This window comes from Comamonas sp. GW821-FHT11H03, from assembly GCF_058807955.1.
Map to the genome: position 1 here is coordinate 61,288 of NZ_JBXARF010000004.1, position 12,593 is coordinate 73,880.

A 12,593-nucleotide genomic window follows, 5' to 3' on the forward strand; every position below is an offset into this window, starting at 1 on the left:
ATGCGGAAGATGGACGCAGCCCCAACGAGAAACGTCAAGCAAGGGCCTATGCCGGCCGCGCCGCCCCACAGCGAGGATGTTGTCCCCCTTCACTAGCGCGGCCCGGCTAGGGGAAGGCGCGGGGCCGCCCAGGCAAAGCGCCTCAGGGGGTTAAATCAGTTTTACCAGCTGCTTGCCGAAGTTCTTGCCCTTGAGCAGGCCCAGAAACGCGCCGGGCGCCGAGGCCAGACCTTGGGAAATCGTCTCGCGCGGCTTGAGCTTGCCGGCAGCCACCAGGCCGCCCAGCTCAGTCAGGGCCTCGCCCCAGACTTCCATGTGCTCGCTGACGATAAAGCCTTCGAGTTTGATGCGATTGACCAGCAGCAGCGCCGGGTTGGCCAGCGGCAGGGGCTGGCCGTCATAGCCGGCAATCATTCCGCACAGGGCCACACGCGCAAAGGCATTGGTGCGCAGCAGCACGGCATCGAAGATATAGCCGCCCACGTTCTCGAAATAGCCGTCGATGCCGTTGGGGCAAGCGTCCTTCAAGGCCTTGGCCATGGTCTTGACATCGGGGTGCTCGCGGTAGTCGATGCAGGCGTCAAAGCCCAGCTCATGCACGGCGTAACGGCATTTCTCAGCCCCGCCCGCAATCCCCACCACGCGGCAGCCGCGCGCCTTGGCCAGCGCCACAAAGGCGCTGCCCACGGCACCGGTCGCGGCGCTGACGACCACGGTTTCACCGGCCTTGGGGTTGATGATCTTGACCAGGCCGTACCAGGCCGTCACGCCCGGCATGCCCACCGCACCCAGGTAGTAGGACAGCGGCACATGGGTGGTGTCGACCTTGCGCAGCGCTCCGGGCACGCTGGGATCGAGCAGCGAGTACTCCTGCCAACCGCCCATGCCGACCACCTTGTCGCCGGCCTTGAACTTGGGGTGGCGGCTCTCGATAATCTCGCCCACCGTGCCGCCCTGCATGACTTCGCCCAACGGCTGCGGCTGGGCATAGCTCTTGGAGTCGTTCATGCGGCCGCGCATATAGGGGTCCAGGCTCAGATAGTGGTGGCGCACCAGCACCTGGCCCTCGCCCACCGTGGGCAGCGGCGACTGCACCAGCTTGAAATTGCTCTCCACCGCCTCACCCTGGGGGCGGTTGTCCAAAAGGATCTGCTGATTGACCGTCATATCTGTCTCCTGTTAGAACTTCAATTTGATAGCTATCAGCGCCTTACCTTAAAGACTTTGACAGCATTTTCTACCTAAAACACATACTAAACGGGCGCTACTAGCTCATAAAACAGTAGCAGCCTGTCTATCTCAATCTGTGGCCAGAGCCTGCAGTTCGCCGTCCGCCTTGGGCTTGCGCTTCATGTACTTGAAAGTGCCCGTGGCATGTACGCAGAGTCGGCCCTGTGCATCGTAGATGCGGCCTTCGGTAAAAGCCATGGTGCCTGTGCGATGCAGCAGCACGCCCTTGCCCACCAGCGGGCCGTTGGCCGCCTGCATGAACGAGGTTTTCATCTCGATGGTGACCACGCCCAGATCGAAATCCACGCTGCGCGCAGCCACGGCCATGGTCACGTCCATCAGCGTCATCGAGGCTCCGCCATGGGTGACGCCAAAGGAATTCAGATGTTCGGGACGCGGTGTGAAGTGCAGCTCGGACTCACCGTCCTCCATCTTGTGGAGGGTGAAGCCCAGCTCATGCACAAAGGGAATTTCAGGACCAAATGACAACACCGCGAGACCTTTCAGAAGAGTGATGCGCCGCAGACCGCAGCAGCTGAACCGTGAATGTAAGCGCGGCGGACAACCTCAAAATGCTGCGCCGCACAAAAAACATGACTCACCCTTCATGCGCCACTATCAACCACCGACCAGAGCGCTCACGCCGCCATCCACCGCCATCCACTGACCGGTGATGTGCTTGCCGGCGTCGCTGGCATAAAGCAGCGTCAGGCCCTTGAGATCCTCATCGTCACCCAGGCGGCGCAGCGGGGCATGAGAGCGCATTTCGTCCTCACCCAGCGTCTCGATCAGCACGGCCGCCATCTTGGTCTTGAAAAAGCCCGGGCAGATGGCGTTGACGGTGATGCCATGCTCGCCCCACTCGCCGGCCAGCGCGCGTGTGAAATTGATGACCGCGCCCTTGGAGGTGTTGTAGGCAATGGTCTTCATGCCCGTGGGATTGCCGCCCAGGCCGGCGATCGATGCCAGATTGATGATGCGGCCGCTCTTGCGCTCCAGCATGGACAGGCGGGCAATCTGCTGGCTCAACAGAAAATAGCCGCGCACATTCAGGTTCATCACCTTGTCCCAGGCCGCCGTCGGGTGGTCCTCTGCCGGGGCGCCCCAGCTGGCTCCGGCATTGTTGATCAGAATGTCCACATGGCCGAGGCGCTGCACGGCCTCCTTGGCCAGACGGGCGATGTCGGCCTCGTCCGAGCAGTCGGCCGCAATCCAGTCGGCTTCTATGCCTGCGGCCTTGAGCTCGGCTGCGGCCTCCTCCAGATCCTTGGCCTTGCGCGAGCTCAGCAAAATCTTCGCGCCTGCCTCGCCCAGCGCATGCGCCATCTGCAGACCCAGGCCACGCGAGCCGCCGGTCACCAGGGCCGTCTTGCCCGAGAGATCGAAAAGTTGCTGCACCGTACGTGTCATTCTCATGTCTCCTGTTTGTTATCAAGGTTCAAACCGGGTCCGCAGCGCCTTGCAAGGCCTGCCCGTCAAAAGCTGCATGAATTGTGCGGGCGCCTTAGGCCCCGTGTTGTCACCTGCGTGTCGACGCTGTCCCGCAGGTGGCAGGCCCATCGCGGCAGTCGTTTTCAGAACCCGCAGGTCACGGCTTTGGGAGCGGGCACGCAGTTGCCGACAGCACAAAGGCTGTGACCAGGCGTTGTGCCGAAGCAGTGAAAATCGTGTCAAGCGCTTTCAATCGGCAAACAGCGACTGTGTGCCGCCCCAGGCCCCGCCTTCCAGCTCCAGCATGCGCAGCTTGGTCAAAGCGCCCTGTCCGCCCGAAAACCCGCCCGGCGACCGCCCTGCGGCCAGTACCCTGTGACAGGGAACAATCGGCGCAAACGGATTGGCCCCCAGCGCCTGACCCACGGCGCGCGCCGCACCGGGCTCGCCCAGCGCTGAGGCAACTTCTCCATAGGTGCTGGTCCGTCCCGGCGCCAGGGCGCGCGTGAAAGCATAGACCCGGCTGTGAAATGCAGGGACGGCAAATTCATCGAGTGCAATCTTCTGCAGGTCAGGCAGAACGCCGCCCGGCCTATGCTCAAAGGCCTGCCGCATATCGCCCAGCACGCCGACCACCGCAGCCTCTGCGCCGAGCTGCGCCCAGCCCTGCTCGCTTTGCGAGTTCACGCCAGCCAGCAGACACTGCACCCCGGCCATGGCCTGCACGGCAAAGCCCGGAACAGCGGAGATGGAGGTCACGGCGCCATAGGCCGCAGGCCCGCGCTGGCGCTGCAGCGCATGGCGCTTGGACAGGCCCAGCAGCATGCGCTCCCGGGTTTCGCCCCAGCTGGCCTCGGGCAGCTGCACGGCACAGATGGCACTGGCATTCCAGGCCAGCCCGCATGCACCGATGCGCGTGACAAACAAGGCATGGCCGGGAAATGGCAGCGAAGCAGCGTGATTCATGCACACAGTCTACAAACGCCGTCTTTGGACCCACGCAAAAATTTTCAAAAGACTGGATACAAAAACAGTTAATTACTGTATATTTACACAGTCAAAACACTGTGGATATATGGACATGCAAGAAGCCCATTTCACCGTCTCTCTGTGCGACTACCCCGAGCTGCCCGAGGACAAGCGCCAGCAGGCCGAGGCCCGTTATGCCCGCGTGCTGGCCCGCCAGCTGGGCGGGGAAGAACAGGTCGGCGAAGCCCTGTCTCTGGTGCAGGGCCTGGAGGACACCCCGCCAGAAGAGATCACCGACGACGCCAAGCTCACATTCCAGCGCTGGATGAAAGCCGCCCGCGCCGCAGCTGAAGCCGCTTTGCAAGGCATTGGCGGCACCGAAAGCTGTTTCTTCGATGTGCGGCGGGTAGCCTACTGAGGCTTGAGCCGCTCGCGCATGGCACGGCGGTTGAGCTTGCCCACCGCCGTCTTTGCAATCTCCTGTACAAAAATCACCTGCTGTGGCTTTTTGTACGAAGCCAGCTGCGTCGCCACATGGGCAACCAGCTCCTGCTCACTGGCCTGCGCCCCGTCCCTGAGGGCCACCGCCGCAGTCACGACTTCGACCCATTTGTCGTGCGGCAGCCCTACCACCACGCATTCGCGTACTGCGGGATGTGTGAGCAAGGCATTTTCGACTTCCAGCGGGTAGACGTTGTAGCCGCCCGTGATGATCATGTCGGACTTGCGATCCTTGAGATGCAGAAAACCTTGAGCATCAAGCAGACCCATGTCTCGCGTGCGCACCCAGCCGTCGGGGGTAAAAGTCTCCTCATTGAGTTGCCGGGCGTTGTAGTAGCCGCGCACCGCCGACGGTGCCCTGACGGTGATCTCCCCCGGCTCGCCCGGCGTCACATCCCGCCCCTGTTCGTCCAGCAAGCGCAGCTCAACATCCAAGCAGGGCTGACCGCAGGCCGATCCCATGAGCTGCGGCGTATGGTCTTCGGGCCTCAGAACCGCCAGACACAAAGGCACCTCGGTCTGCCCGTAGTACTGCCAGAAGCGGTGGGCTCCCCAATGCTCCATGGCCTTTTGCAGCACGCTGCGCGGCATGGGTGAAGCGCCATAGATCACATACTTGAGTGCCGAGACATTGACTTTGGTGAAATCCGGATGTTCCAGCAACATCTGCAGCATGGTCGGCACCAGGTTGATGGCGGTGATGCGCTGCGCCTGCAGCACCTCCAGAAACCGGCCCGGCTCAAAGCTCGGGAGAATGACGGTGCGCCCACCTCGAAGCCAGAACGGCAGCACAAACACACCACTGGCGTGAATCAAGGAGGCGGCATGCAGCATGGCGTCATCCGCTGTGGCCGGCAACAGATTGAGCAGCACATTGCGGCAGATGCTGGCAAAAGATGCCTGGGTATGCTGGGCAGCCTTCAAGGCCCCGGTGGTTCCGGAGGTGAACAGAGTCAGCACGATGTCATCGGGCTGCACCTCGATGTCCGGCCCTTGCGCGGGATGACGGCTAGCCAGTGCACCAAGATCCACGACACCCGGCATGGCCGCACCAAGCCCCAGGCAGCAAAGCGCCGGCAGCTCTGCCTTGATTTGTGCAGCACGCTGCTCCAGACCTTGCCCAAAGATCAGGTGGATGCAGCCAGTCTCCTGCAGCATCTGTACATGCTCAGCCAAAGACAGGCGCGCATTCAGAGGCACACGATTGAGTCCGGCCTTGGCGCAAGCGAAGTCCAGCGGTACGCTGAGCAAGCCATTGTTCATCAGCAATGCCACGCGATCGTTTTGCTTGATTCCCTGTGAGTACAGGGCATGGGCGATTTGGCTGCTCAGCCCGTCGACCTCGGAAAAGCTGAGGCTTTCCTCTCCAAACACAAGGGCTATGCGATCCGCATGCTGGCGTGCTCCGCGTCGTATGAGTTCGATATAGGTGGGCTGCCCGGCATGCATGCCGCCGTACTGATAGCTCGTCATCGTGATCTCCTCCTGTTTCAGTTTCAAGCCTTGTCAGCGATCACCGCCAAACTGCCCATGACGTCCCTCGCCCCGGGTGAAGTGCGCAGCGCCGTCAGCTCCCTCCGCAGCCACCACCGGAGCCCCTTTTCGCCCCTCGCTACGCAGGGCATCGGCCAGAGTCATGTCCCATTGCGCGTAGGCCGAAGCGCGATCGGCGCGCATGCACTGCTGAGGAAATGCGGCCAGTTGCTGCGCCAGCGCCCTTGCCGCCTCCAAAGCCTGCCCGGCAGGCACAAGCCGGTTCGCCAGCCCCATGGAAAGAGCTTCCTCGGCCTTGACGGGCCGGCCGGTCAAGATCATGTCCAGCGCCCTGCCCATTCCCACCATCCGCGGCAGGCGCACCGTTCCCCCATCAATCAACGGCACCCCCCAGCGGCGGCAGAAGACTCCGAACACGGAGGACTCGTCAGCCACGCGGAGATCGGCCATCAGCGCCAGCTCCAGCCCTCCGGCTACCGCGTAGCCGCTGATGGCCGCAATCACCGGCTTGCTCAATTCAAGCCGTGTCGGCCCCATGGGGCCGCTTCCGCCGCCTTCGAAATCCAGCTCGTTACGCAACCCGGGCTCTGCCACCGCCGCCAGATCAGCACCGGCACAGAAATGCCCCCCGCTGCCGGTCAGCACTGCAACACGCAGTGCCTCATCGCACTCAAAGCGCAAAAAGGCGTCGCGCAGCTCCTCGGCCATAGGCCGGTGAACAGCGTTTCGCTTGTCGGGCCGATTCATGGTGATGGTGCAGACCGGACCATTGATTTCGAATTGCACAAACCGCATGCGCTGTCTCCTTTTGTCTTGACGCTCATGCTAGTAAAGCTTTCAATATTTCTCCATCATGGACAAATCATGTAATGTTCTACCAAGACGCCCTTCTGCTACGGACTTGATACTGGACCTGCTGGTGGCACGCGCCATTCCGCTCTCCGCCATTGCCATCACCCAGGCTGCAGCCTTGTTCGGCATTGGGGAAAATGCGGTCCGCGTCTGCCTGAGTCGCCTGATATCGGCCGGCAAAGTGGAAAGACCCGAGCGCGGTATGTATCTGGCCCGGCTCCAGCGCTCTCATCTCGCCCATATCGTGGACAACTGGCACCGACGTGAGCAGTTGCGTCAGCCCTGGCATGGGCAGTGGCTTGCGCTACAGGACGCATCCACCTCCAAAGCGGACAAATCCCTATGGCGCCGTCATCAGCGCGCGCTGGGGTTGCGCGGCTTTGCAACGCTTGGTCCTCAGCTGCATATACGCCCTGACAATCTGCGCATTCCGTTCACCGAGTTCCAGGCCGAGCTGGAATCACTGGGCATCGCGTCAGGCAGTTGCCTGATGCAGATTCATCGGTTTGACACACTGCACGAGGCCCAGGCACGCAAGCTCTGGAACACCCAGGCACTGGAGGCAGCCCACAAGCATTGGATCAGCGTGATTTTCAGCAGCCACCGGAGACTGGACGGCATGCCGCTGCCAAGCGCCGTGCGTGAATCGCTGCTGCTGGGTCGCTCGGCCATAGCCCACCTGCTGCGGGACCCCTTGCTGCCGGAAGAGCTCATGCCATCGAACTCCAGACTGAGTCTGGAGCAAGAGCTGCGAAGCTACCAGCAACGTGCCATTGAGCTCTGGACCGCATGGCTCGATCAGAAAGGGGAACAGACCCTGTCCAGGGCCGACATGCACAATGCCATCCTGCAATCCAGCCAGAATTGATGGCAAGCCGCGCAAAGACGCTGCTAACTGCATACACTGGCGCCCTTTTCATCACCAATTCGCGATGCCCTGCCTCGGTTGCAGGGCTAGTTCTGCGCCCCCCCATGCAAGCCCTGCTCGACGCCATTGCCCAGATGCCTTTTCCTACCGATGCCCAGCGCATCTTTCATGGCCGCGGCGGTCGGTATCCGGGCTGCGAGCAGATCTCGCTGGATGCCTTTGCACCCGTCATCGTGCTGACCAGCTTTGCCCTCATGGAGGAAGCCCAGCTGAGCCAGATCGGTCAGGCACTTGAGCAGCGCTGGCAGCAGATCGCCCCGGCCGGGCTGCCTCTGACCTGGGCCTTCCAGAGCCGCGAAAGCGGCGGCAAGGTCGAAACCCGCATCATGGCCGGCGAGTTGCCCGAGCCGCATGTGGTGACCGAGAACGGCGCCAAATATCTGGTCCATATCTCGCGCGGGCAGAACCACGGCCTGTTCCTCGACATGGCCGCCGGCCGCGACTGGGTGCGCCGACAGGTGCTGGCCCATGAGCGGCCCGCGCGCATGAAGGTGCTCAATCTGTTTGCCTACACCTGCGCGTTCTCGGTCGTGGCCAAGCTGGCCGGTGCCGGTCAGATTCTCAATATGGACATGAGCAAGAGCGCTCTGGCCACGGGTCAGCACAACCATCAGCTCAACGGCGTCAAGGCCGGCGCCAGCTTTGCCGCTCACGATATTTTCAGCAGCTGGGGCAAGATCAACCGCAGCGGGCCGTACGACCTGATCGTCGTGGACCCGCCCAGCTACCAGAAAGGCAGCTTCATCGCCACCAAGGACTATGCGCGCCTGATGCGCCGCCTGCCCGATCTGCTGGTGCCGGGCGGCCAGGTCCTGCTGTGCCTGAACGCACCCGAACTCGGCACCGACTTTCTGCGCGAGCAGATGGCGGAAATCGCTCCCCAGCTGCAGTTCGTGGAACGCCTGGCCAACCCGGCCGTATTTGCCGATGTGGACGAGGAGCGAAGCCTCAAGGTCATGGTCTATCGCGCACCTGCGCTGACAGAGGCCCTGCAGCCATGAGCGAGGGCTCAGATCAGGGCCGCAGCCTGCCTCTACAACCCCTGGACCCGGCTCTGGCAGCCACGCTTAAGCGCTTTGCCCGGCTCGATGCGGACACGCCGACCCCACAGCTCGACTATGTGCAACGCCGGCGCCTGCTCAGCGAGCTGCAGGCCGGGCTGATTCGCTCGTCCCTGCCCGGCATTTCCAGGGCCGAGCATTTTGTAGCGGCCGAGGGCCGCGAGATCTGCGTGCGCAGCTATCGCCGACAAGGCGCGGGCAGCGGCCGGACACTGGTCTGGCTGCATGGTGGCGGCTGGATGGTGGGCGATCTCAACACCCATGACGATCTGTGTGAGCATCTGACCCAGTTCACTGGCCATACCGTGCTGTCCGTGCATTACCGTCGCACGCCGGAGAGCCGCTTTCCCGCGCCGCTGGACGATGTGATGGCCGTGCTGCAATGGCTGAGCGATATGCGCGGGCTGCTGCCTTTTGCGGCTGAGCAGGTCCTGCTCGGAGGCGATAGCGCTGGCGCCCATCTGGCACTGGCAGCGGCCGTGCGCCAGATTCAGCAAGCCACCGATGCCTCCCGCATCGCAGGCCTGCTGCTGCTCTACCCGCCGCTGCAGCCCGATCAGGACAACGAGAGCATGCGCCGCTTTGCCACAGGCTTCGGGCTCACCCCCGCCGCCATGCAGCGCTACTGGCAGGAACTGGGCCGGCCCGACGGCCAGGCCGCGCAATGGCTGACGCCGGGCCGCTGCAGCGCAGCCATTGCCCATCTGCCGCCTACACTTTTGATGACAGCCAGCCACGATATTCTGCGCGACGAGGCCGAAGCCTTTGCCCATGCGGCCCAGGCACTGGGCGCACCGCTGCAGCTTTTGCGCGCCCGGGCGATGGTCCACGGCTTTGCGCGCATGCTGGCTGCCAGCCCAGCGGCACGCCAGCAGGTCGAGCTTGCCTGCTCGGCCTGGGCGGAACTAATAGGCCGCCAACGCCCTCAGAGCAAATAAGCTTTGCTCTCCAGACGGGTAGCGGCATGGCCCTGCGGGTGTACGCTGCACGGCGCCGGGCGCCGCCCCGCCCCTTTCAAATGCAATACCTCGACGCTGATGCATCAAGCATGCGGCGCTCGCCGCCATATCTTTCATAGTCATGAGCCCAACTTCCGCCACCCCACAACAACTGATGCGCCTGGCCGTGGACCTGGCCCATGCCAACCGCCTCAACGGCGGCCGTCCATTCGGCGCCGTGCTCGCCCAAGGAAATGAAGTCGTTGCCACCGGCGTCAACGAAATCATGGCCAGCCACGACCCCAGCACCCATGCCGAAATGCAGGCCATACGCTCGGGCACGCAGCAGCGCGCCAACCCCAGCCTGGCGGGCCTGTCCATCTATGCCAGCGGCCACCCCTGCCCCATGTGCCTGGCAGCCCTGGTCATGAATGGTGTCGAGCAGGTGTTCTTCGCCTTCGACAACCAAGACGCCGCGCCCTATGGTCTGTCCAGCAAGAGCACGTACCAGCGCCTGCGCCTGTCGCTGACGCCGCCGCCGCTGCCCATCACCCGCATCGACACCGGCATCCGCGCGGCCCAGCTCTATGGGGATGAGGCCTGGCCCGCCGCCTGATCCTCGTTGCCGCCAAAACCATAACAACACACCGGCGCGCCGCAGCGCAGCCAGCCACCGAGCTTCATGACATCGACATCTTCCCGAACGCACCGCGTGCCGCCATTGTTGTGGCTGTCCGTGGTGATACTGGTCACCATCAATCTGCGTCCTTTTCTGACGGCTCCAGGCCCCTTGGCCCCGACCATACAGCAGGCCACGGGCATGGATTTGCGCAGCTTTTCCTGGCTCACGCTGCTACCCATGGCGCTGATGGGCATTGGCGGCTGGCTGGCGCCCACGGCCCTGAGACGATGGGGCGCGCGCGCCGCCATCTGCGCATCGCTGCTGCTGATTGCGCTGGGCTGCGCCCTGCGCCTGACGCCTGCAGGTGCCGCCACCGGCAGTCTGCTGATCGTCACGGCCGGCCTGTGCGGCGCGGGCGTGGCGCTGGCGCAAAGCATTCTGCCGGGACTCATCAAGCGCCAGTCTCCCCACAACGTGGCGCCCATGATGGGCCTGTATTCGGCTGCACTCATGGGCGGCGGCGCGCTCAGCGCCCAGCTCTCGCCCGTGGCCATGCAGCTGGGTCTGAGCTGGCAGGCTTCGCTGGCCACCTGGGCCATTCCGGTGCTGCTGGCATTGCCGCTGGCCTGGTATGCGCTGACCCTGATGCAAGAGCCCATTGCCCCTATGCCCTCCGCGCCCCTGGTACAGGCCAACAGCGACAGCGACACCGGCTGGCTGCTGCGCCGTGGCCGCACCTGGCTGCTGCTGATCAGCTTTGGCCTGATGAACGGCGGTTATGGCTCCACCGTTGCCTGGCTCGCTCCGTTCTATCAAACCCATGGCTGGACGGCCACACAAAGCGGCTCGCTGCTGGCCATTCTGTCAATTGCGCAGGCAGCATCGGCACTGGCCATGCCCGCTCTCGCGCGCCGCAGCCTGGACCGTCGCCGCTGGCTCATGCTGGCCTTGCTGCTGCAGATCATCGGCTTTGCGGGCCTCGGGCTCTGGCCCGACGCCATGCCCACACTCAATGCCATCGTACTGGGCCTGGGTCTGGGAGGCTGCTTTTCGCTCTTCATGCTGGTGGCGCTGGACCATCTGCCTTCACCCACACAGGCCGGCGCGCTGAACTCGCTGATGCAGGGCGGCGGCTTCATCCTTGCTGCGCTGGCCCCTCTGGTCATGGCGCAACTGCACCAGATCAGCGGCAACTGGACGGCCGGCTGGCTCTATCAGGCCGGTGTGGCAGCGCTGGTCTGCCTGCTGGTGACACGCTTCAATCCCCAGGGCTACCCGCAAGCCATGCAGCGGCCATGAATCCGCCATCTTGCGACAAAAAAGGGCCTGGAAATTTCCAGGCCCTTTTTGTTTTGGCTTGAACTACTCATTGACCAGCAGTTGCAGCCCATGCGCCTCGGTCGGCAAGGGCACCTCCCATCTGTGCAACATGCCCAGCAATGCGGCATTGCCGAGCGTGGTGTCGCGCTTGCTGTTGCGCGCCAGCAAAGTGGGCCTGCTCGCCTCCAGGTGCACCAACTCCACCTGTGCGCCATAGGCCAGGCACAGCTCCAGCGTCTTGCCACGCATCTGCCTGGACAGGTGCGTGGCGTTCCAGACGAAGGCAGCCTTGGCGCGCAGCAGGCTCTTGGCCTTGTCCACGGCTCGGTGGGCAGCAGCGCCCTCGTTCTCGCCATGGCGCAAGCCCAGCTCGGCGCGCGCATCGTCAAACGACACCACGGGCAAGCCCGGATGATGCTGCGCCACCCAGTGGTTCTTGCCCGATGCTGGCAGACCGCACATGACGATGACGCGCGAGCCCGGCTCTTCGTGCAAGGCGTAGTCCGGGTGCAGCTCGGCACCGCGGAAATAGCGCACTGCCGTCTCGGCCGAAGCAAAGCTGCGCGGCTTGCGCAAACAGCCCTCTTCCAGCGCCAGCTCCCTGAACAGCTCGATATTCACCAGCACATTGCCCACATCGGGGCAGATGCGGCCGCGAATATCGGCACGGGCCAGTAGCACCAGCAAATGCAGATCGACCTGCCAGGACAGCTCTCTGACCATGAACTCGGGCGAGACGCCTCGGCGCGAATCGGCAAAGGCAAAGAACGGCACCTGATGCACTGCAATCAGGCGGCAGACCGCCTCGCGAAGGGCCACGGGCGTGCCAGCCTCCCAGAGCATGAGCCGCGCATCAAGCGCCCCCCGACGTGAGTGGCCAGGTTGCGAGATGCGGCCATCGTCGGCGATCTGCGTGGTCGAGCACTTGGCGACATCGTGCAGCAGCGCGGCCAGAAAGACCGTCTCGTGCTCCTCGTTGGTGAGCCGCGCATAGTCGCCATCCTGCAGCAGTTCGCTCACCACCATCTGCGTATGCGTCCAGACATCGCCTTCGGCATGGTAGACAGGGTCTTGCGGCGTGGTCTTGGCCAGCTCCAGTTGCGGGAAGGCGTCCAGGCAGGCCGCCCAGTCCACCGAATCGTGAGCGGAATGCGGCACCAGGGCCGCGATCTGTTTCCAACTCCATATAAGTTCTCCTTTCACCGCAGCCTCTTCATGAAAGCCACGGCTTTGATAGCTATCAGCGC

At 63.5% G+C, this 12,593-nt stretch carries 13 protein-coding genes; 6 read left to right on the forward strand and 7 right to left on the reverse strand.

Features of this window, described 5'->3' with window-relative positions:
* Positions 1–150 precede the first annotated feature (150 nt).
* The 4 genes from AC1RTQ_RS10645 to AC1RTQ_RS10660 form a co-directional block, all read right to left on the reverse strand.
* Entirely contained in the window at positions 151–1,167 is a 1,017-nt protein-coding gene (locus AC1RTQ_RS10645) for an NADP-dependent oxidoreductase (RefSeq protein WP_291604947.1), read from the reverse strand.
* 132 nt (positions 1,168–1,299) lie between these two features.
* The gene (locus AC1RTQ_RS10650) at positions 1,300–1,722 is read right to left on the reverse strand and encodes a PaaI family thioesterase (RefSeq protein WP_053283987.1); all 423 of its coding nucleotides are present in this window, start codon (positions 1,720–1,722) and stop codon (positions 1,300–1,302) included.
* 126 nt (positions 1,723–1,848) lie between these two features.
* Complete coding sequence (locus tag AC1RTQ_RS10655; RefSeq protein WP_034368600.1) at positions 1,849–2,640, reverse strand: SDR family oxidoreductase; 792 nt, start codon at positions 2,638–2,640, stop codon at positions 1,849–1,851.
* Positions 2,641–2,910: 270 nt separating this feature from the next.
* The gene (locus tag AC1RTQ_RS10660; RefSeq protein ID WP_492875575.1) at positions 2,911–3,627 is read right to left on the reverse strand and encodes a methylated-DNA--[protein]-cysteine S-methyltransferase; all 717 of its coding nucleotides are present in this window, start codon (positions 3,625–3,627) and stop codon (positions 2,911–2,913) included.
* A gap of 115 nt (positions 3,628–3,742) precedes the next feature.
* On the opposite strand from AC1RTQ_RS10660, the gene AC1RTQ_RS10665 reads away from it, so the two are divergent.
* On the forward strand, positions 3,743–4,048 hold the full coding sequence (locus AC1RTQ_RS10665) for a hypothetical protein (RefSeq protein WP_034368605.1): 306 nt from the start codon (positions 3,743–3,745) through the stop codon (positions 4,046–4,048).
* Here AC1RTQ_RS10665 and AC1RTQ_RS10670 read toward each other — a convergent pair.
* Positions 4,042–5,604: a class I adenylate-forming enzyme family protein gene (locus tag AC1RTQ_RS10670; protein ID WP_492875577.1), complete on the reverse strand. Its 1,563-nt coding sequence runs from the start codon at positions 5,602–5,604 to the stop codon at positions 4,042–4,044. The genes AC1RTQ_RS10665 and AC1RTQ_RS10670 overlap by 7 nt on opposite strands.
* A gap of 33 nt (positions 5,605–5,637) precedes the next feature.
* On the reverse strand, positions 5,638–6,420 hold the full coding sequence (locus tag AC1RTQ_RS10675) for a crotonase/enoyl-CoA hydratase family protein (RefSeq protein ID WP_492875579.1): 783 nt from the start codon (positions 6,418–6,420) through the stop codon (positions 5,638–5,640).
* A 106-nt stretch (positions 6,421–6,526) separates the two neighbouring features.
* Between AC1RTQ_RS10675 and AC1RTQ_RS10680 the strand changes: the two genes are divergently transcribed.
* From AC1RTQ_RS10680 to AC1RTQ_RS10700, 5 genes are all read left to right on the forward strand, one after another.
* Positions 6,527–7,345, forward strand: coding sequence for a transcriptional regulator, PaaX family protein (locus tag AC1RTQ_RS10680; protein ID WP_492875581.1), 819 nt, complete (start codon positions 6,527–6,529; stop codon positions 7,343–7,345).
* A gap of 104 nt (positions 7,346–7,449) precedes the next feature.
* Complete coding sequence (locus tag AC1RTQ_RS10685; RefSeq protein ID WP_492875583.1) at positions 7,450–8,406, forward strand: class I SAM-dependent methyltransferase; 957 nt, start codon at positions 7,450–7,452, stop codon at positions 8,404–8,406.
* Entirely contained in the window at positions 8,403–9,404 is a 1,002-nt protein-coding gene (locus AC1RTQ_RS10690; RefSeq protein ID WP_492875585.1) for an alpha/beta hydrolase fold domain-containing protein, read from the forward strand. Before AC1RTQ_RS10685 ends, AC1RTQ_RS10690 begins: the two co-directional genes overlap by 4 nt.
* A 175-nt stretch (positions 9,405–9,579) precedes the next feature.
* Positions 9,580–10,020, forward strand: coding sequence for a nucleoside deaminase (locus tag AC1RTQ_RS10695; RefSeq protein ID WP_492876119.1), 441 nt, complete (start codon positions 9,580–9,582; stop codon positions 10,018–10,020).
* Positions 10,021–10,086: 66 nt separating this feature from the next.
* Entirely contained in the window at positions 10,087–11,325 is a 1,239-nt protein-coding gene (locus AC1RTQ_RS10700; protein WP_492875587.1) for a cyanate transporter, read from the forward strand.
* A gap of 63 nt (positions 11,326–11,388) precedes the next feature.
* Here the strand turns inward: AC1RTQ_RS10700 and AC1RTQ_RS10705 are convergent, their stop codons facing one another.
* Positions 11,389–12,534 (reverse strand): AAA family ATPase, encoded by a 1,146-nt coding sequence (locus AC1RTQ_RS10705; RefSeq protein WP_409817441.1) that lies wholly within the window; start codon positions 12,532–12,534, stop codon positions 11,389–11,391.
* Positions 12,535–12,593 lie beyond the last annotated feature (59 nt).